The following is an 18,401-nucleotide window of genomic DNA, read 5'->3' as shown; positions in this document are numbered from 1 at the left end:
AAGCTAGCTACTGCGCCAGCTGCTGCCCAATCGCTAACGTCGCGGCGATGTTTCTGGCGCTGAGGCGCACATTTTCCGCAGCGTTATCCAGCGCCTCTTCCAGCGTACAGATGGTATAGATCACGCTGAATACCGCATCCAGTCCATGCTGGTGCACCACGCCGACGTCCCGGGTCAGGCTGCCTGCAATGCCTATCACCGGCTTGTTATAACGCTTCGCTACCTTTGCCACCCCTATCGGCACCTTGCCGTGAATGGTCTGGCTGTCGATCCTGCCTTCGCCAGTGATCACCAGCGAGGCGTCACGCACCAGCTCATCCAGCCCTAACGCTTCGGTGACAATTTCGATGCCCCGTCGCAGCTCGGCCTGACAGAACGCATGCAGCGCCACGCCCATGCCCCCGGCCGCGCCGCCGCCAGCAATGGTCAACACATCAATATCCAGTTCCCGGTGGATCACTTCCGCGTAGTGGGCCAGCGCCCGATCCAGCTGCTCGACCCGCTCTGCGGTTGCCCCTTTCTGCGGCCCAAATATGGCTGACGCGCCCTCTTTGCCCAGCAGCGGGTTGGTCACATCGCAGGCCACTTCAAACCGACACTGCGCAATGCGGGGATCAAACTGGCTCATATCGATGCTGGCTAATTCGGGCAGCTGACCACCACCGTAGCCAATCTGCCTGCCCTGCTTATCCAGCAGCTGCGCGCCCAATGCCTGCACCATACCGGACCCGCCATCATTGGTGGCGCTGCCGCCGATGCCGATAATAAAATGCTTAACGCCTTTATCAAGCGCGCTGCGGATCAGTTCTCCCGTGCCCCAGGAGGTGGTGACCAGCGGGTCACGCTTTGCGGCAGGAACCAGCTCAAGCCCGCTGGCAGCCGCCATTTCAATGTAGGCACAGCTTTCGTCACCGGAGAGGCCATAAAAGGCGTTTACGGGCTCGCCCAGTGGGCCAGTGACATCAAGCCGGATAATTTTGCCGCCGGTTGCCGCTACCATCGCCTCGACAGTTCCCTCTCCGCCATCTGCCACCGGCAGTTTGACGTAGTGCGCGTCGGGGAAAATTTCGCGAAACCCCAGCTCGATCTGTGTAGCGACCTGCTGAGCCGACAGGCTCTCTTTATATGAATCCGGTGCGATTACTATTTTCATACGGTATCCGGGCGCGTTGACCTGGCATTCACCAGGCAGTGCCGTTACCGGCCTCTGTTAAGGCCGGAACACGGGACTATTTGCTGATTTCTACCTTCGCCAACTTCTCATAATAGCAAGCCAGCGCGCTATGGTCGGCAGTGCCCAGCCCGTCGGCTCGCAGCGCCTGCATCATCTCCATCACTGCCGCCGTGAGAGGCAGCTGAGCGCCTACGCCGTGTGACGTATCCAGCGCGTTGGCTAAATCCTTGATATGCAAATCAATACGGAAGCCGGGTTTAAAATTACGCTCCATCACCATCGGCGCTTTGGCATCCAGCACCGTGCTGCCCGCCAGACCACCGCGGATCGCCTGATAGACCAGCTCAGGATTAACGCCTGCTTTGGTTGCCAGCGTCAGCGCCTCAGACATCGCCGCAATGTTCAGCGCGACAATCACCTGGTTAGCGAGCTTGGTGACGTTGCCTGCGCCAATATCACCGGTATGCACCACCGATCCCGCCATCGCTTTCATGATGTCGTAACACTTATCAAACAGCTCTTTGTCACCACCTACCATTACCGACAGGGTGCCTTCAATCGCTTTAGGCTCGCCGCCGCTCACCGGCGCATCCAGCAGGGCGATATTTTTCTTAGCCAGCTCATCATGAATTTCACGGCTCGCCAGCGGCGCAATCGAACTCATATCGATCACGATGGTTCCCGGTTTCGCGCCCAGAATAACGCTCTCTTCACCGAGTAATACTTCTTTCACCTGCGGAGAATTTGGCAGCATGGTGATGATGATGTCGCTCTGCTCAGCAACCTCTCTGGCGCTGCCTGCAGTGGTTGCGCCAGCGCTCACCAGCTCCGCTTCGTTTTCCGGGTTATGGTCACGAACAACCAGTGAATAGCCTGCTTTTACCAGGTTTTTGCTCATGGGCTTGCCCATGATGCCGAGACCAATAAAGCCAATTTTCATCTTATTTTCTCCAGAAACGGGGTTATTTTTTAAAGCGATCGCAGAGCGCCTGGGTGGCACCGCGGAAGACGCCTAAATCACTGCCTACGGCAACGAATCCGGCGCCCCACTCCAGATAACGGCGGGCATCAACCTCTACCGGAGCCAGGATGCCGCTGGGTTTGCCTGCGGCTTTAGCCCGCTCAAACAGATATTTGATCACCTTCAGCACTTCCGGGTGCGCTGGCTGACCGAGGTAACCCAGGGCGGCCGACAGGTCGCCGGGCCCCACAAAAATACCGTCCACGCCCTCTACGGCGGCAATGGCATCAATATTGTCGACGCCCTGCTGCGTTTCGATCTGTACCAGCACCGTCACGTTGTCATTGACCGTGCTGTTGTAGTCCGGCACCGTGCCGTACATGTTGCTGCGGTGCGAAACCGACACGCCGCGGATGCCAGCTGGCGGATAGCGGGTTGACGCCACGGCACGCACGGCTTCCTCTTCGGTTTCAACAAACGGGATCAGGAAATTTGAGAAGCCGATATCGAGCAGACGCTTGATGATCACCGGCTCATTGGTTGGCGGACGCACCACCGGGGCACTTACGCTGCCCTTCAGGGCCATTAGCTGCGGCACAAAGGTAGTAATGTCATTCGGCGCGTGCTCACCGTCGAGCACCAGCCAGTCAAAACCGGCCAGGCCCAGCACTTCCGTGGTCAGCGGGTTGGCCAGCGCGCACCAGCTGCCAATCAGCGTTTCGCCAGCCAGCAGGCGCTGACGGAAACTGTTGGGATTGCTTACATAGCTCATCAGTAACTCCTGTGAAAAGAATTAGCGCACCAGACAAGGGCGTTTGTTATCGAAGGTCCAGTTCGGCACCAGGAACTGCATGGCCTGCGCATCATCGCGTGCGCCCAGCCCATGCTGAAGATAGAGCTGATGGGCCTGCATGACTTTATCCATATCCAGCTCCACGCCCAGCCCGGGAACCGATGGCACCTGCACCTTGCCGCCTTTAATTTGCAGCGGTTCACGGCTCAGACCCTGATTGCCTTCCTGCCAGATCCAGTGGGTATCAATGGCGGTAATTTTGCCAGGCGCAGCGGCGGCCACATGGGTGAACATCGCCAGCGAAATGTCGAAATGATTATTAGAGTGGGAACCCCAGGTGAGGCCAAAATCGTGGCACATCTGCGCCACGCGTACCGAACCCTGCATGGTCCAGAAGTGTGGGTCAGCCAGCGGAATATCGACTGACTGCAAAGAGAGAGTATGGCCCATCTGACGCCAGTCTGTGGCAATCATGTTAGTGGCGGTAGGCAGGCCGGTCGCACGGCGGAATTCCGCCATCACTTCACGGCCTGAATAGCCCTGTTCCGCACCACAGGGATCTTCAGCATAGGCGAGCACGCCTTTGAGCTGTTTGCCCAGGCTGATCGCTTCGTTCAGCGACCAGGCCCCGTTTGGATCCAGGGTAATGCGGGCATCCGGGAAGCGTTTTGACAGGGCAGTGACGGCTTCAGCCTCTTCGCTGCCGGCCAGCACGCCGCCTTTGAGTTTAAAGTCGTTGAAGCCATATTGTTCATAAGCCGCTTCCGCCAGCCGGACCACCGTTTCCGGGGTCAGCGCCTCTTCATGACGAAGGCGATACCAGTCACAGCTGTCGTCAGGCTGGCTTTGGTAAGGAAGGCTGGTTTTGCTTCTGTCGCCTATGTAAAACAGATAGCCCAACATTTCTACTTCATCACGCTGTTGCCCGTCACCCAGCAGGGAGGCCACGTTCACGCCAAGATGCTGTCCAAGCAGATCCAGCAGTGCCGCTTCAATCCCGGTCACCACGTGAATAGTGGTACGCAGATCGAAAGTCTGGTTTCCCCTGCCTGCCGCATCGCGGTCAGCAAAAGTCTGGCGGACCTGGCTTAACAGGTTTTTATATTCACCCAGCCCGTGTCCGGTGATCAGCGCGGCAGCCTCTTCCAGCGTTTTGCGGATTTTCTCTCCGCCGGGGATCTCGCCCACGCCCGTGTGGCCGGAGTTATCTTTAATGATGACAATATTTCGCGTGAAAAACGGTGCGTGTGCCCCGCTCAGGTTCAGCAGCATGCTGTCGTGACCAGCCACAGGAATAACCTGCATTTCCGTGATTAACGGGGTGCCTGTAATCGGGATCATACCCTCTTCCTTCTACAAGTTAGATTCAGCGTCCAAAGACGGGACGTTTACGATCGAACGTCCAGCCAGGAACCAGATACTGCATTGAGGCCGCGTCATTGCGGGAGCCGCCAGGCAGCGTTTTATAGAGCGCATGCGCTTTTTCAATCTGCGCCCAGTCGAGTTCAATACCCAAACCTGGCGCCTCCGGCACGGCAATTTTTCCGCGGGTAATTTGCAGTGGATTTTTGGTCAGGCGCTGATCGCCCTCCTGCCAAATCCAGTGAGTGTCGATGGCGGTGGGTTTGCCGGGCGCTGCTGCAGCCACGTGAGTAAACATCGCCAGCGAAATATCGAAGTGGTTATTGGAGTGGCAGCCCCATGTCAGCCCCCACTCATCACAGAGCTGGGCCACGCGTACCGCGCCGCTCAGCGTCCAGAAATGGGGGTCAGCCAGCGGGATATCCACGGCATTAAGCATCACTGCGTGGTTCATCTCGCGCCAGTTGGTGGCAATCATATTGGTCGCCACGGGCAGACCGGTAGCGCGCCGGAATTCAGCCATCACCTCACGGCCAGAGTAGCCCTGCTCGGCGCCACAAGGGTCTTCGGCGTAGGTCAGAACGTCCTGCATGCCTTTGCACAGGGCAACAGCTTCATCCAGCAGCCAGGCACCGTTGGGATCGACGGTTATCCGGGCATCGGGGAAACGCTTTTTCAGCTCTTTAGCCGCATCAATCTCCTGCTCGCCGGGCAGCACGCCGCCCTTCAGCTTAAAGTCTTTGAAGCCATATTTGTCCTGCGCCGCTTCGGCAAGACGCACTATCGCGGCGCTGTCCATCGCCTGTTGATGGCGAAGGTGATACCACTCATGTCCCGACTGCTCACCGGCGAGGTAAGGCAGGTCGGTTTTCTCACGGTCGCCGATATAAAACAGATAACCCAGTACGGTGACTTCATCACGCTGCTTGCCGGGGCCAAGCAGCTCCGCCACCGGTACGTTCAGGCACTGGCCTAATAAATCCAGCAGCGCGGCTTCCAGTGCCGCCACCGCATTGACCCGCAGCTCAAAGGTCCAGGCACCCTGACCAAAGGTATCAAAGTCAGCGGACTGGTTGCCCTTATGCACCTCCTGCACCACACGATTCATGCGGGCAACTTCTTTCCCTTTTACCTGCGGTATCGCTTCGATCAGCGTCTGGTAGATGGTTTCGCCACCCGGCGCCTCGCCCACGCCGGTATGCCCCGCACTGTCCGTCAGCACCACAATATTGCGGGTGAAGTAAGCGCCATGCGCGCCGCCAATATTCAGCAGCATGCTGTCATGTCCCGCAACGGGGATAACTTTCATCTCGGTAATGACAGGAGTGCTTTGCGTGCTCATAACTTGTCCTTACAGATGTTTCAGTTCAATGCGCTTGATGTCCTGCACCAGCACCAGGTAGCTCAGTACGGCGACAAAAGCGTGAATGCCGACGTAGATCAGCGCGCCGTTGTAGGAGCCGGTAGTGGCAATGATGTAACCGATAGCAATCGGGGTGATGATGCCGGAGATGTTGCCGAACATATTGAACAGCCCACCGCTCAGCCCGCTGATCTCTTTAGGCGCGGTATCTGCCATCACCGCCCAGCCCAGCGCGCCAATCCCTTTACCGAAGAACGCCAGCGCCATAAAGAACACCACTACCCATTCGGTATCGACGTAGTTACACACCACCATCGAAATAGAGAGCAGCATACCGAGCACGATAGGGGTTTTACGGGCAATGTTCAGCGAGCCGGTTTTACGCATCAGCCAGTCGGAGATGATCCCGCCCAGCACGCCGCCAAGGAAGCCGCAGATAGCGGGTATAGAGGCGATCATCCCCGCTTTCAGAATCGACATGCCGCGGGCCTGAACCAGATAGACCGGGAACCAGGTGATAAAGAAGTAGGTCAGCGCGTTAATGCAATACTGCCCAAGATAGACCCCGATCATCATGCGTGAGGTGACCAGCTGCTTGATCTGATATTTCTTCTCAGCCCAGCTTACCTTCCGCTCCACCTTTTTCTGATCCATGTTGATCAGCGCACCGCCCTGCTCCATGTACTCCAGCTCAGCTTTATTCACGCCAGGGTGATCGTTAGGATCGTGGATCACTTTCAGCCAGATAAAGCTGATTATGATGCCGAGCCCGCCCATGAACCAGAAGACGTGTGCCCAGCCTACTGACGAGACCAGCCAGCCCATAATTGGCGCAAAGATAACCGTCGCGAAGTACTGTGCTGAGTTGAAAATCGCTACGGCAGTGCCGCGCTCTTGTGCCGGGAACCAGGCTGCTACTATGCGGCTGTTACCCGGGAAGGAGGGCGCTTCTGCCAGCCCAACCATGAAGCGCAGCATAAACAGCGCGGCAATGACCGTGAAGCCGTTGAACAGGTCAACAAATCCCTGTAGCAGGGTGAAGAGTGACCAGAGGAAGATGCTCCAGAAATAGACTTTTTTCGAGCCGAAGCGGTCAAGCAGCCAGCCGCCAGGGATTTGGCCGATAACGTAAGCCCAGGAAAACGCGGAGAAGATATAGCCCAGACCAACCGGATCCAGCCCGATATCTTTGGACATGGCGGAACCGGCAATGGCAATGGTCGCGCGGTCGCCGTAGTTGAAAGAGGTAACGATAAATAACATCACCACTATCCAGTAGCGAGCATTAGTTTTTTTTTGCACGGCGCTCGCAGCACTGCTGATTGAATTCATGAGACACTCCTGAAATAGTGCGGTCAGGCAAACTCACTCTGGACGGCATACACATCGCGTTGGGTATCAGAATGATGTTGGGTTGAACACAGCGATTATTTTGCAGAATCGTTAACGCCCAGCAGAAAAAATATCTTTTCGTTCCAGTGGCTAAAAAGTATATGAAGTGCGCACAGCTAACACATCGGCATTAAGCCCTATAAACAGGCTTAAAAAACTTAATTCTTATGGCAAATGCCCAATGCGCTGCGTGATGGCTCACGGTTCGGATCCGTTCTGCGGCGGGGGTCACACTCCCGCTGCTTCCCCCTTGCCTTTGTGAGCGTTCTCACTGATATCTGTACGTCTGCCATAAAAAGAGCGCGACAGAGAGGCATGAAGTCGGACATATGCATAATGTATTTGCCCTGACGCGCTTTTATACTGGTCGCCAGCAGAGTCATGATTACCCGTAACAGATGAGATCGTTCCTCAGGAAGAGAAAAACAACGCTTACCTCACTTATTTCAGGACTTGTCGAGCAATGAATATTCTCAGAAACGATCCACCGCTCTATATCAAAGTGCATGAAAACGATAACGTTGCCATTGTGGTTAATAATAATGGCCTGACCGCAGGCACTGAATTTCCCTGTGGGCTGATATTAAAAGAGCATATTCCTCAGGGGCATAAAGTTGCCCTGAGCGATATTTCTGAAGGCAGCGATATTATTCGCTATGGCGAAGTTATCGGCTACGCGGTGCGTAATATTTCGCGTGGAGGCTGGATTGATGAATCGCTGGTCGTGCTTCCTGAAGCGCCGGAGCTGGCCGCTCTGCCGCTGGCCACCAATATCCCTCCTGCCCTGCCAAAGCTTGAGGGCTACACCTTCCAGGGCTATCGCAATGCTGATGGCAGCGTAGGCACCCGCAATTTGCTGGCGATCACCACCAGCGTGCACTGTGTTGCTGGCGTGGTGGACCATGTGGTGAAGATCATTGAACGCGATCTGCTGCCGAAATATCCCAACGTCGACGGCGTGGTCGCGCTGAATCACCTCTATGGCTGCGGCGTGGCGATCAACGCGCCTGCGGCCGTGGTGCCTATTCGCACCATCCACAATCTGGCGCTGAACGCCAACTTTGGCGGAGAGGTCATGGTAGTGGGGCTGGGCTGCGAAAAGCTGCAGCCAGAACGCCTGCTGGAAGGCACGCCCGATGTGCAGACAATTTCGCTGGGCGAAGAGGATGTGGTCCGGTTGCAGGATGAAAAGCATATTGGCTTTGAATCGATGGTCGCCGACATTTTGCAGGTGGCAGATCGCCATTTACGGCGGTTGAACCAGCGCCAGCGTGAAACCGTCCCGGCATCTGAACTGGTTGTCGGCATGCAATGTGGCGGCAGCGACGCTTTCTCGGGCGTAACCGCTAATCCTGCCGTGGGCTTTGCTTCCGATCTGCTGGTTCGCTGCGGTGCAACGGTAATGTTTTCTGAGGTCACCGAAGTCCGTGATGCCGTGCATCTGCTTACGCCGCGCGTTGCCAGCGTTGAAGTAGGTAAACGGCTGCTTGAGGAGATGGCCTGGTACGATAATTATCTTGATATGGGTAAAACCGATCGCAGCGCTAACCCTTCTCCGGGCAATAAAAAAGGCGGGCTGGCTAACGTAGTGGAAAAGGCGCTGGGATCTATCGCCAAGTCGGGCCGGAGCGCTATTGTGGAAGTGCTTTCACCCGGCCAGCGTCCGACTCAGCGCGGGCTGATCTATGCCGCCACGCCAGCCAGTGATTTTGTCTGCGGCACGCAGCAGATGGCTTCAGGCATCACGCTGCAGGTCTTTACTACCGGACGCGGCACGCCGTATGGCCTGGCAGCCATTCCGGTTATCAAAATGGCGACCCGCACGGCGCTGGCCGACCGCTGGCATGATCTGATGGATATCAACGCGGGCACCATTGCCACCGGTGAAGAGAGCATTGAGCAGGTAGGCTGGAGATTGTTTGAACTGATTCTGGAGATTGCCAGCGGCAGCAAACAAACCTGGTCCGATCGCTGGGGAATTCATAATGCGCTGGCCGTGTTCAATCCGGCACCGGTAACGTGAGGTTCCCTCACCGCGCCTGAGGCCAGGCGCGGTGAGGGCTGACTTCAGCTAATCAGCTTTGCCCAGGCTTCCACCCAGGGAGAGGTAATCTCTTCCGGCTCCGGATATTCCGTCGCATCCACTAACAGCAACTCTCCCAGTCGCGTTGCGCTGTGCTCCTGCAGCAGTGCATCAAACGACTTTCCACCGCCGCAGAAATCGTCATAGCTGCTGTCGCCCAAGGCGATCATACCGTAACGCAGAGCGGGCTGGTGGCCCATCTTATCCTTTATGGCATGGAACAGCGGCGCAATACTGTCTGGTAAATTGCCCTGACCAGTGGTCGAGGTGATCACCAGCACGACCTGGTCAGCGTAGCGCTTCCAGTCATCCAGCGAGGGATCCTCGAAAATTTTCACCTGGTGCCCCAGATCGGCCAGCAAAGGCTCAGCCTCTTCCGCCACCATCAGCGCGTTACCATATACGGTGCCAACAAAAATACCTATCTGAGCCATGCGATTCTCCGTTTCTGGCGCTTATTCAGTGGGACTATCCTGCAGGTTAGTCGTTACAAACTCAACCCTCGGAAGCTCGGGAAGGCACGCTTCCCAGCCAAAAGTAGCCATGCAGCCCTGCCAGACGGGATCCAGCCCGGCCCGCAACAGCAGCGGTTCGCCCGTTACGGGATGGGTCAGGCTCAGTTCGCTGGCATGCAGCATCAGCCGCTTCATGCCGAAATGGTGCACGGCGCTGCGGTTCTGTTTGAGGTCACCATGGGCACTGTCCCCAATAATGGGGTGGCGAAGATGACGCAAATGACGGCGTAGCTGATGCTTACGCCCGGTTTCAGGCTTAAGCTCCACCAGGCTGAAGCGTGAGGTCTCATAGCGGCTGACCGCTACCGGCAGCTCCGCTTTTGCTAACGCTTTCCAGTGTGTAACGGCAGGCTGGGGCGCCTTATCCGCCACGCTGAATTTGTCGGCAATTTTGTCCAGCTCTTCGGTCAGCGCATAATCCAGGGTCTCTTCCCCTTCCAGCCAGCCTCTGACCACCGCATGATAGGTTTTTTGTAAGGCGTGCTGTTCAAATTGTTGCGACAGGAGCCGCGCTACCTCGCTCGACAGAGCCAGCAGCAGCACGCCGGAAGTGGGACGATCGAGCCTGTGGACGGTAAAAACGTGCTGACCAATCTGGTCACGCAGGGTCTGCATCACAAAAACCGTTTCGTGGCGATCCAGCCAGCTGCGGTGGACCAGCCAGCCGGAGGGTTTGTTTACCGCTACCAGCCAGCGATCCTGATAGAGAATCTCCAGCATTAATCATCCTGCCCGAACATCTGATCCAGCTGATTCAGGGCGTGAAGAAGCGTGGCGCGTGCGGGAATTTCGCCCTCAAGCGCCACTTCGTAATAGGGAGCGATAGCCAGTTTCTCCGGCAGCGGCGCACCTGCATCCAGCAGCGCGCGCATGCGCGGCAGAAAGATCCACTGCAGCCACTGCAGCGGCATCATGGTGTCCACGCAGAAGGGCTCCACGCTGTTAAACGCTTCACTGGTGGGTGCGCAGACTTGCCACAGACCCGCTTCCTGTAATAGGTGCTCTATCGCCTCAAGGCGTTGCAAAACCTGGGTTTCACGGCTCATTGGCAGTTCTCCTTGGTCAGTTGATCGAAAGGCAGCAAGCATACCATTCAGCGGTCGGCTCTGGAGAAGTATGGACAAAAAAAGGGAGCACTGTGTAAACAGTGCTCCCGGTTCGTTTGCAGCTATCCCGCCACGCTTATGCTCCCTGCTCGTCCGTGATAACTTTGTCCTTGAGTATTCCCTACCTTTCACCGTCCTGGTGTATCCCTTGCATCCCGTCACGCCATCTTCTGACAGCTCACAATCTCCATCCTGGAGGTGTCCCTGATCCCATCCTGAGATATCCTCCTTCATCCTGAAGACTCTCCCTGCTTCCTCTTCCAGAGGGGTCCTGACTTATCGCTAAGCCACACTTCCTTTTGATGGCGTTATTCTGCCCTAACCGCATCAGCAAACAATATGGCTGACAATGAAATGTCAGGCTCACGGTGGTGCAATCTCACCAGAAAAATAGCAACCTTATGATTTTTATCAAATCAAAAAAATAACCCTTGCTTTAAGAGGGCTATTTTCAAGCGATCTCTTACAGCTTACGTGAGAGATCTCTTACAAGATGTGACCTTGTTTAACGCTCAGGGTAAGGCAACCGCCAGCTCGATGGTAAACTGTTCCAGGTCGGGCGCCAGAACGGTGCGCTTTTTGGTGCCCAGTTGCTCCAGCACCACTTCTCCGCTGAGGTTACAGACGGAAATCACCTCAAGTTCAGACGAGGTGGTGGCGATAAACAGAGTGGGCGACTGCTTTAAACGGCGCTTCATAACCAGATGCCCAATCAGATTTTCTTGCACGCGCAGAAAATCTTCCTCGCTCCAGGTTTGCAGCAGCGTACAGCTCAGGTTGCCAAAGGTGGCAGACATATCTCCGGCAAACTGCGAGCTATACCAGGCCACTACAGAAGGCTGGATACGTAACTCCACCGCCCGCTCGACCGCTTCCAGATTTTGCGCCAGGGTGAACGGCTGTGGCAGCCAGAAGAGATCGTCTTCATTTGTCTGCTGGACGCAGGGCGAAGGCACGCCAAGGAGTTCGGCACTTGCCGGAGGATGGCCGCATTCGCGGATCCAGTCATCACAATATTTACGGGTAAAATCCGTCAAGGCCTGGGCCGTTTGTTCAATCATTCTTTTTTCACTCTCTGTTGCCTGAGTTACACTAAGGCTAACTGTGCACTACCGCCTGCAAGCCGCAGGCCATAAGGTAATTAAGATGTCTTCTAAGGATCCACATCAGGCGTTAAACAACCTGACACTGGGAAAACCCACAGAGTATCACGATAAGTATCAACCCTCTTTACTGCAAGCCGTACCGCGCAGCATGAACCGTGAACCGCTGGGACTCTATCCGGACTCCCTGCCTTTTCATGGTGACGATATCTGGACGCTGTACGAGCTCTCCTGGCTGAATGCGAAAGGCCTGCCGCAGGTTGCCGTAGGCGAAGTTACGCTGAAAGCAGAGAGCCAGAACCTGATTGAGTCCAAGAGTTTCAAACTCTATCTTAACAGTTTCAACCAGACAAAATTTGCCAACTGGGGCGACGTTCGTAGCACGCTGGAGCGCGATCTCAGCGCCTGCGCGCAGGGGGAGGTCAGCGTCGCGCTGTTCCGCCTACAGGAAGTGGAAGGCCAGCCTATCGGGCACCTTGCCGGATACTGCATTGATGAACAGGATATTGAAATTGATAACTATCAGTTCACCACCGATTATCTGCAGCAGGCGACGCAACCGGAAATTGTGGAAGAGCAGCTGGTCAGCCATCTGCTGAAATCCAACTGCCTGATCACCAACCAGCCAGACTGGGGATCGGTGCAGATCAGCTATCGTGGGCCGCGCATTCAGCGTGAAGCGCTGCTGCGCTATCTGATCTCTTTCCGTCATCACAACGAGTTCCACGAGCAGTGTGTCGAACGCATTTTCAACGATATTCTGCGTTTTTGCCAGCCAGAGGAGCTGAGCGTTTATGCCCGCTACACGCGTCGGGGCGGGCTGGATATCAACCCGTGGCGCAGCAACGGCGCGTTCCGGCCGGGCCATTCCCGTCTTGTAAGGCAGTAATCAGCACGGTTTTGCGCACCATCCCGCATTAGCAGGATGCGATCCCTTGTTAAATCAGGACGGACAAGGCTACTCTGGAGTGGGCACAGGTAACCACCTGGCTCAGGGATTTTACTCTCCATGCTGTTGCGGCTGAACGGTCGCGAATGGAGTGACTACCACCCGTACGGGTGTAAAGGAGTTAATTTGATTACACATGTCAGCCCCTTAGGCTCAATGGATCTGCTCTCTCAACTGGAAGTTGATATGCTGAAGCAGACGGCCAGCAGCGACCTCTATCAGCTGTTCCGTAACTGTTCTCTTGCCGTCCTTAACTCCGGAAGTCAGACCGACAGCAGCCATGAGCTGCTCTCCCGCTTTGAAAATTTTGACATCAACGTGCTACGACGCGAGCGCGGCGTAAAACTTGAGCTGATCAACCCGCCTGAAGAGGCGTTTGTGGATGGCAGGATCATCCGCTCGCTGCAGGCGAACCTGTTTGCCGTACTGCGCGATATTCTGTTTGTGAACGGGCAGATCGACAGCGCCGGTCGCTTCCAGCACCTCAATATTGAAGATTCGGTACAGATCACCAACATGGTGTTCTCAATACTCAGAAACGCCCGCGCGCTGCACGTTGGGGAAGAACCCAATACCGTGGTCTGCTGGGGTGGCCACTCGATCAACGCGGTGGAATATCAATATTGCCGTAACGTCGGGTCGCAGCTGGGCCTGCGCGAGCTGAATATCTGCACAGGCTGCGGGCCAGGCGTAATGGAAGCCCCGATGAAAGGCGCAGCCGTCGGCCACGCGCAGCAGCGCTATAAAGAGGGGCGCTTTATCGGCTTAACGGAGCCGTCGATCATCGCTGCAGAGCCGCCTAACCCGCTGGTGAATGAGCTGATCATTATGCCGGATATCGAGAAGCGTCTTGAAGCCTTTGTCCGTATCGCGCATGGCATCATCATTTTCCCCGGCGGCGTAGGGACCGCAGAAGAGCTGCTCTACCTGCTGGGTATTCTGATGAATCCGCATAACCACGATCAGGTTCTGCCGCTGATTCTGACCGGACCAAAAGAGAGTGCAGACTATTTCAACGTGCTGGATGAGTTTATTGTCAGCACGCTGGGCGAGGCTGCCCGCCAGCACTACACCATCATTATTGATGATGCCGCTGAAGTGGCTCGCCTGATGAAAAAAGCGATGCCGCAGGTTAAAGAGCACCGTCGGGAAACGGGCGATGCTTACAGCTTTAACTGGTCGATTCGCATTGCGCCCGATCTGCAGGTGCCGTTTATGCCTACCCATGAAAACATGGCGAATCTGAATCTCTATCCCGATCAGCCTGCCGAGCAGCTGGCCGCTGCGCTGCGGCGCGCGTTTTCCGGGATCGTGGCTGGCAACGTCAAGGATATGGGGATCAAAGCGATCAAAGAGAAAGGCCCCTATAGGCTGCACGGCGATCGGGAGATGATGCACCGAATGGATGATTTATTACAGGGATTTGTGGCTCAGCACCGCATGAAGCTGCCGGGTACGGCCTACATCCCCTGCTACGAAATCATTAAATAAACTGCTCACCGGAGCGGCGACAACGCCGCTCCGCTTTCGTGGATCTTATGACTGTTCATTTACTGATTGTTGATGCCCTGAATCTTATCCGTCGTATCCATGCGGTTCAGGGTTCTCCTTGCCAGGAAACCTGCGTTAACGCGCTGCATCAGCTGATCCGGCACAGTACCCCCACGCATGCCGTGGCGGTATTTGACGATGAAGAGCGGCATGAAGGCTGGCGTCATCAGCTACTGCCAGGCTATAAGGCTGGCCGCTCGCCGATGCCGGAGACGTTACGGCAGGAGATGCCGCTGCTGCGCGCCGCTTTTCAGGCCGCAGGCGTGGCGTGCTGGCAGGCGCAAGGCGAAGAAGCTGACGATCTGGCGGCTACGCTCGCCGTCAAGGTTGCGGCAGGTGGCCATCAGGCAACGATCGTTTCCACCGATAAAGGCTACTGCCAGCTGCTGGCACCCACCATTCAGATTCGGGATTATTTCCAGAAACGCTGGCTGGATGTGCCTTTTATTGCGGCAGAATTTGGCGTCACGCCTGCGCAGCTCACCGATTACTGGGGACTGGCCGGTATCAGCAGCAGTAAAATTCCGGGCGTTGCCGGGATTGGCGCGAAAAGCGCAGCGGAACTGCTTACAACATTTGGATCGCTGGACGCGATTTATCAACAGCTCGCTGCGGTGCCGCCAAAATGGCAGAAGAAGCTGCAGGAGCACCAGGAGATGGCAGAGATTTGCCGGAGGGTTGCGACACTGCGCACCGACCTGCATCTTGAAGGGAATCTGAAGGCGTTGCGGCTGCCGGTCAGCTTATAAATCTGCGGGTGCCCGGGCTCGGGCTGGCAGGATGCTTTAAGGTAGTCCTGTACTCTGGCTGGTAAAGCGCTTTGTGATGCTGTGATAGCGGTCCCGCGCTCGGGCTGGCAGAGTGCGTTTAAACGCTTCTGCCTGGCTATGCGCTGCGTTCCGGCGCGCTGTTACTTAGCGCGCCGCTCTGCTCACCTTAACGTTCGTCCCGGCGACCGGGTGCCCCGCTCCAGATGCGGCGAATATGCACCGTCACCTCTTCGCGATCGTGATAGAGCTGCCGGGCCTGGATCTGCGCATTAATGCCGTTAGCCTTCAGCTTTTCATCGATCATCGCCAGATTTTGCGACACCTCTTCAAAGCGTTTTTTCATCGGCAGCTTCAGGTTAAAGATCGCTTCACGGCACCAGCCGTTTACCAGCCAGTCCGCCATCAGATTTGCTACACGAACCGGTTTTTCCACCATATCGCACACCACCCAGTAAATATTGCTGCGCGTAGGGCGATATTTAAAGCCATCTTCCCGATGATGGAAAACCTGCCCGGTATCCATCAGGCTGGGAGCCATCGGGCCATTATCGACGGCGTGAACCATCATGCTGCGCTGTACCAGCTGATAGGTCCAGCCGCCCGGACAGGCGCCCAGATCCACCGCATACATACCGCTGCCCAGACGCTCGTCCCACTCATCAGCAGGAATAAAGACGTGGAAAGCCTCTTCCAGTTTCAGCGTGGAGCGGCTTGGCGCATCCGAAGGGAATTTCAGACGCGGTATGCCCATAAAGAAGCGGGAGTTATTCTGCGGCAGTGAATAACCGACATAGCAGTGACCCGGCGCGATAAAGAACACGTGCACAACCGGGCGCTTGTCAGTTTCATACTTCAGCAAAATACCGGCGGAGCGCAGGCTTGAACGCAGCGGCACGGTGAATTTACGACAAAACTTGAGCAGTTCTTTGCTCTCGTTGGTGTCTGGCACCTCGACGCGCAGTTCGCCGCCCTTCTCAACAAATCCGGTCAGCATGCCGGTGACCGGCGTGACGCGATCTTCCGGCGGCAGGTCGCGCAGCAGCTCGCCTACTACGATCATCTGACGGGAGAAGATCAGTTCGCTGAACGGCAGTTCGGCAATCAGTTTCTCCGCTTCTTCTGCCTGGTAGCATTCAAACAGCACATAGCCTGAATCTTCCTTTACCCGCGCAAAACCAAACACATTGCGGGCCGCCGCTTTCGCGGTGATCTCTGCCGCACACTCTTTCTCAAATCCCTGACGGCAATAGAGTAATACTTTATTCATGGCGTTCTGCCCTTTTTTTCAGACGCAGCGCGCCAACCAACATCAAAACCCAACCAATCAGGAAGCAGGTGCCGCCCACTGGTGTGATATAAACCCACAGCTTCAGGTGCGAAAGCGCCAGGCAGTAGAGACTGCCGCTGAACAGCACCGTGCCCAGCGCCAGCAGCGCGGAGCTCCAGTAAAACCAGATATTCGCCCGGCGCAGCATCGCCGCCGCCAGCCCCAGAATGGCCAGGGTATGGAAAGCCTGATAATCCAGACCGGTTTTCATCCAGGCCATTTCAGCCGGCCCCAGCGACTTGCTGAGTACATGCGCACCAAACGCGCCCAGCATCACATAGACAAATCCGCTAATGGCTGAAAAGATCAGCATCGCACGACTCGACATTTCCTTTATCCTCAGAAGTTACACACGCCGCACGCTGGCCACGCGTAAAAATTATTGCTCAGCTCTCATAACGAAAGCGGAATTTCTCTTGTTCACTGGCCGCTTTCGCCAGGATCCACTGCCGAAAGGCGGCTATTTTACCCAGTTCTGCCTGACTGTCATGACAAACCAGATAAAAAGCGTTTTTACTCACTAAAACGTCATTAAAGGGACAAACCAGACGACCCGCTTCAATTTCCGTTTGCGCCATCACGTTGTTTGCCAGAGCCACGCCCTGCCCGTGGATCGCCGCCTGCAGCACCATAGCGCTGTGGCTGAAGATTGGTCCCTGTTGAACGTTAATGTGTCCGACGCCAAGCTGGCGGGTATAGGATTGCCAGTCGCGACGCGAGGCATCATGCAGCAAAGTTTGCCGCGCGAGATCTTCAGGCGTCTTAAGAGGTTTGTCACCGGTAAGTAGCAGCGGCGAACAGACCGGCAGCAAATATTCCGCATAGAGTTTTTCCACTCTCAGCCCCGGCCAGTTGCCGCGCCCATAGAAAATCGCGACATCGACATCGTCCGCCAGTTTTTCCTCATCACGGTCCACAGCCTGGATACGCACATCAATGCCCGGATAAGCTGAGTTAAAGCTTGTCAGCCTGGGCACCAGCCACTGAATGGCAAAACTGGGCAGCAAGCTCACCGTCAATGCCCCCTTAGCGCTGCGGGCCTGAAGCTTACGTGTTGCTTCATTCAGGGAGGTAAATATCTCTTTAATATCGAGATAATAACTCTGCCCCTCTTCGGTCAGCAACAGCGAACGATTGCGCCTTCTGAACAGCTTCAGCCCGAGAAAATCCTCTAATGACTTGATCTGGTGGCTTACGGCAGCCTGAGTTACAAACAACTCTTCAGCCGCTTTGGTAAAGCTGAGATGGCGCGCCGCTGCATCAAAAACACGCAGCGCGTTTAAAGGAGGAAGACGTTTCGACATGGTTACCGGGTACACTTTAACAGCATGGGAAGTCACGCGCCTGAAAGCGCATCAACTATTAGTTTTTTTTATCCGAGGCATTATAATTTGTCCGTTGAGGATGTACCAGCAAATACCTATAGTTGCCGCACTTCCTGAGCCGGAACGAAAAGTTGTTTGAAATAGTGGCGGAAACGCCAGATTTTGAGGGGCTTTTGGCTTGTGGTCGTGATGTTGTGTTTGCATTTGATCTGACGATTTTCAGATCCGATAGCCTGGCTATCTTTTTTATTCCTGTAGATTTACCCTGTCTGTCCATAGTGATTAGTAGCACCGCAAATTGCGGTGCTTTTTTTTGCCTGAAGCTTACTGGCCCATTTCGACCATTTCTTTCACATCAGAACGATTGATCTGCTGTTTGTTGCCATTGGCATCTTTGTAGCTGATCATGCCAGTATCAGTATCAACCACAGGCTTGCCGTCAGCGACAATGGTGCGACCATCATTGGTGTGCATTACATAGTTACTTGAACAAGCGGCCAGGGCGAATGTCATGGCACAGGCGGCCATAATTGCAGCAAATTTTTTCATCTTTATATCTCCTTGCAGACTGTGATGCGATAAACCACCTGCAGAACACGAACTCAGGGCAAAAAATGCCGCTGTGAG

Annotated in this window: 18 protein-coding genes; 4 read left to right on the top strand and 14 right to left on the bottom strand. The window is 55.5% G+C overall.

What is annotated here, in order from left to right:
• Positions 1-7: 7 nt before the first annotated feature.
• From Q3V30_RS04620 to Q3V30_RS04595, 6 genes are all read right to left on the bottom strand, one after another.
• Complete coding sequence (locus tag Q3V30_RS04620; protein WP_306210922.1) at positions 8-1,153, bottom strand: glycerate kinase; 1,146 nt, start codon at positions 1,151-1,153, stop codon at positions 8-10.
• A 76-nt stretch (positions 1,154-1,229) separates the two neighbouring features.
• The gene (gene garR / locus Q3V30_RS04615) at positions 1,230-2,114 is read right to left on the bottom strand and encodes a 2-hydroxy-3-oxopropionate reductase (protein ID WP_306210920.1); all 885 of its coding nucleotides are present in this window, start codon (positions 2,112-2,114) and stop codon (positions 1,230-1,232) included.
• Between the two features lie 22 nt (positions 2,115-2,136).
• Complete coding sequence (gene garL / locus Q3V30_RS04610; protein ID WP_306210918.1) at positions 2,137-2,907, bottom strand: 2-dehydro-3-deoxyglucarate aldolase; 771 nt, start codon at positions 2,905-2,907, stop codon at positions 2,137-2,139.
• A 21-nt stretch (positions 2,908-2,928) separates the two neighbouring features.
• On the bottom strand, positions 2,929-4,269 hold the full coding sequence (gudD, locus tag Q3V30_RS04605; RefSeq protein WP_306210916.1) for a glucarate dehydratase: 1,341 nt from the start codon (positions 4,267-4,269) through the stop codon (positions 2,929-2,931).
• Positions 4,270-4,294: 25 nt separating this feature from the next.
• Positions 4,295-5,632 (bottom strand): enolase C-terminal domain-like protein, encoded by a 1,338-nt coding sequence (locus tag Q3V30_RS04600; protein WP_306210913.1) that lies wholly within the window; start codon positions 5,630-5,632, stop codon positions 4,295-4,297.
• A 9-nt stretch (positions 5,633-5,641) separates the two neighbouring features.
• Complete coding sequence (locus Q3V30_RS04595) at positions 5,642-6,985, bottom strand: MFS transporter (protein ID WP_306210911.1); 1,344 nt, start codon at positions 6,983-6,985, stop codon at positions 5,642-5,644.
• 523 nt (positions 6,986-7,508) lie between these two features.
• Here Q3V30_RS04595 and garD point away from each other — a divergent pair.
• Entirely contained in the window at positions 7,509-9,068 is a 1,560-nt protein-coding gene (gene garD, locus Q3V30_RS04590; RefSeq protein WP_306210909.1) for a galactarate dehydratase, read from the top strand.
• A gap of 44 nt (positions 9,069-9,112) precedes the next feature.
• Here garD and Q3V30_RS04585 read toward each other — a convergent pair whose 3' ends face one another.
• The 4 genes from Q3V30_RS04585 to syd form a co-directional block, all read right to left on the bottom strand.
• The gene (locus tag Q3V30_RS04585) at positions 9,113-9,562 is read right to left on the bottom strand and encodes a flavodoxin (protein ID WP_306210907.1); all 450 of its coding nucleotides are present in this window, start codon (positions 9,560-9,562) and stop codon (positions 9,113-9,115) included.
• Positions 9,563-9,583: 21 nt separating this feature from the next.
• Positions 9,584-10,363, bottom strand: coding sequence for a tRNA pseudouridine(65) synthase TruC (gene truC / locus Q3V30_RS04580; protein WP_306210905.1), 780 nt, complete (start codon positions 10,361-10,363; stop codon positions 9,584-9,586).
• Complete coding sequence (locus Q3V30_RS04575; RefSeq protein ID WP_306210903.1) at positions 10,363-10,689, bottom strand: YqcC family protein; 327 nt, start codon at positions 10,687-10,689, stop codon at positions 10,363-10,365. The genes truC and Q3V30_RS04575 overlap by 1 nt, the downstream gene beginning before the upstream one ends.
• A gap of 572 nt (positions 10,690-11,261) precedes the next feature.
• Positions 11,262-11,810 (bottom strand): SecY-interacting protein, encoded by a 549-nt coding sequence (gene syd, locus Q3V30_RS04570; RefSeq protein WP_306210901.1) that lies wholly within the window; start codon positions 11,808-11,810, stop codon positions 11,262-11,264.
• A gap of 85 nt (positions 11,811-11,895) precedes the next feature.
• Here syd and queF point away from each other — a divergent pair, with 85 nt between their 5' ends.
• The 3 genes from queF to xni all read left to right on the top strand — a co-directional run bounded on the left by queF (position 11,896) and on the right by xni (position 15,101).
• Positions 11,896-12,741 (top strand): NADPH-dependent 7-cyano-7-deazaguanine reductase QueF, encoded by an 846-nt coding sequence (gene queF, locus Q3V30_RS04565; protein WP_306210899.1) that lies wholly within the window; start codon positions 11,896-11,898, stop codon positions 12,739-12,741.
• A gap of 186 nt (positions 12,742-12,927) precedes the next feature.
• Complete coding sequence (ppnN, locus tag Q3V30_RS04560; protein WP_306210897.1) at positions 12,928-14,292, top strand: nucleotide 5'-monophosphate nucleosidase PpnN; 1,365 nt, start codon at positions 12,928-12,930, stop codon at positions 14,290-14,292.
• A 47-nt stretch (positions 14,293-14,339) separates the two neighbouring features.
• Positions 14,340-15,101, top strand: coding sequence for a flap endonuclease Xni (xni, locus tag Q3V30_RS04555; protein ID WP_306210895.1), 762 nt, complete (start codon positions 14,340-14,342; stop codon positions 15,099-15,101).
• A gap of 187 nt (positions 15,102-15,288) precedes the next feature.
• Here xni and rlmM read toward each other — a convergent pair whose 3' ends face one another.
• From rlmM to Q3V30_RS04535, 4 genes are all read right to left on the bottom strand, one after another.
• Positions 15,289-16,389, bottom strand: coding sequence for a 23S rRNA (cytidine(2498)-2'-O)-methyltransferase RlmM (rlmM, locus tag Q3V30_RS04550; RefSeq protein WP_306210892.1), 1,101 nt, complete (start codon positions 16,387-16,389; stop codon positions 15,289-15,291).
• Positions 16,382-16,777, bottom strand: coding sequence for a DUF423 domain-containing protein (locus tag Q3V30_RS04545; RefSeq protein WP_306210890.1), 396 nt, complete (start codon positions 16,775-16,777; stop codon positions 16,382-16,384). The genes rlmM and Q3V30_RS04545 overlap by 8 nt, the downstream gene beginning before the upstream one ends.
• Before the next feature lie 58 nt (positions 16,778-16,835).
• A complete protein-coding gene (gene gcvA, locus Q3V30_RS04540) occupies positions 16,836-17,753 on the bottom strand; it encodes a glycine cleavage system transcriptional regulator GcvA (RefSeq protein ID WP_306210888.1) in 918 nt (305 codons plus the stop codon).
• Positions 17,754-18,098: 345 nt separating this feature from the next.
• Positions 18,099-18,323: a YgdI/YgdR family lipoprotein gene (locus Q3V30_RS04535; protein ID WP_306210886.1), complete on the bottom strand. Its 225-nt coding sequence runs from the start codon at positions 18,321-18,323 to the stop codon at positions 18,099-18,101.
• Between the last annotated feature and the right edge of the window lie 78 nt (positions 18,324-18,401).

Origin of the sequence: Erwinia pyri (genome assembly GCF_030758455.1) — a bacterium.
GTDB classification, from domain to species: domain Bacteria; phylum Pseudomonadota; class Gammaproteobacteria; order Enterobacterales; family Enterobacteriaceae; genus Erwinia; species Erwinia pyri.
The sequence above is the reverse complement of the archived record's forward strand: the minus strand, read 5'-3'. Positions and strand labels throughout refer to the sequence as shown.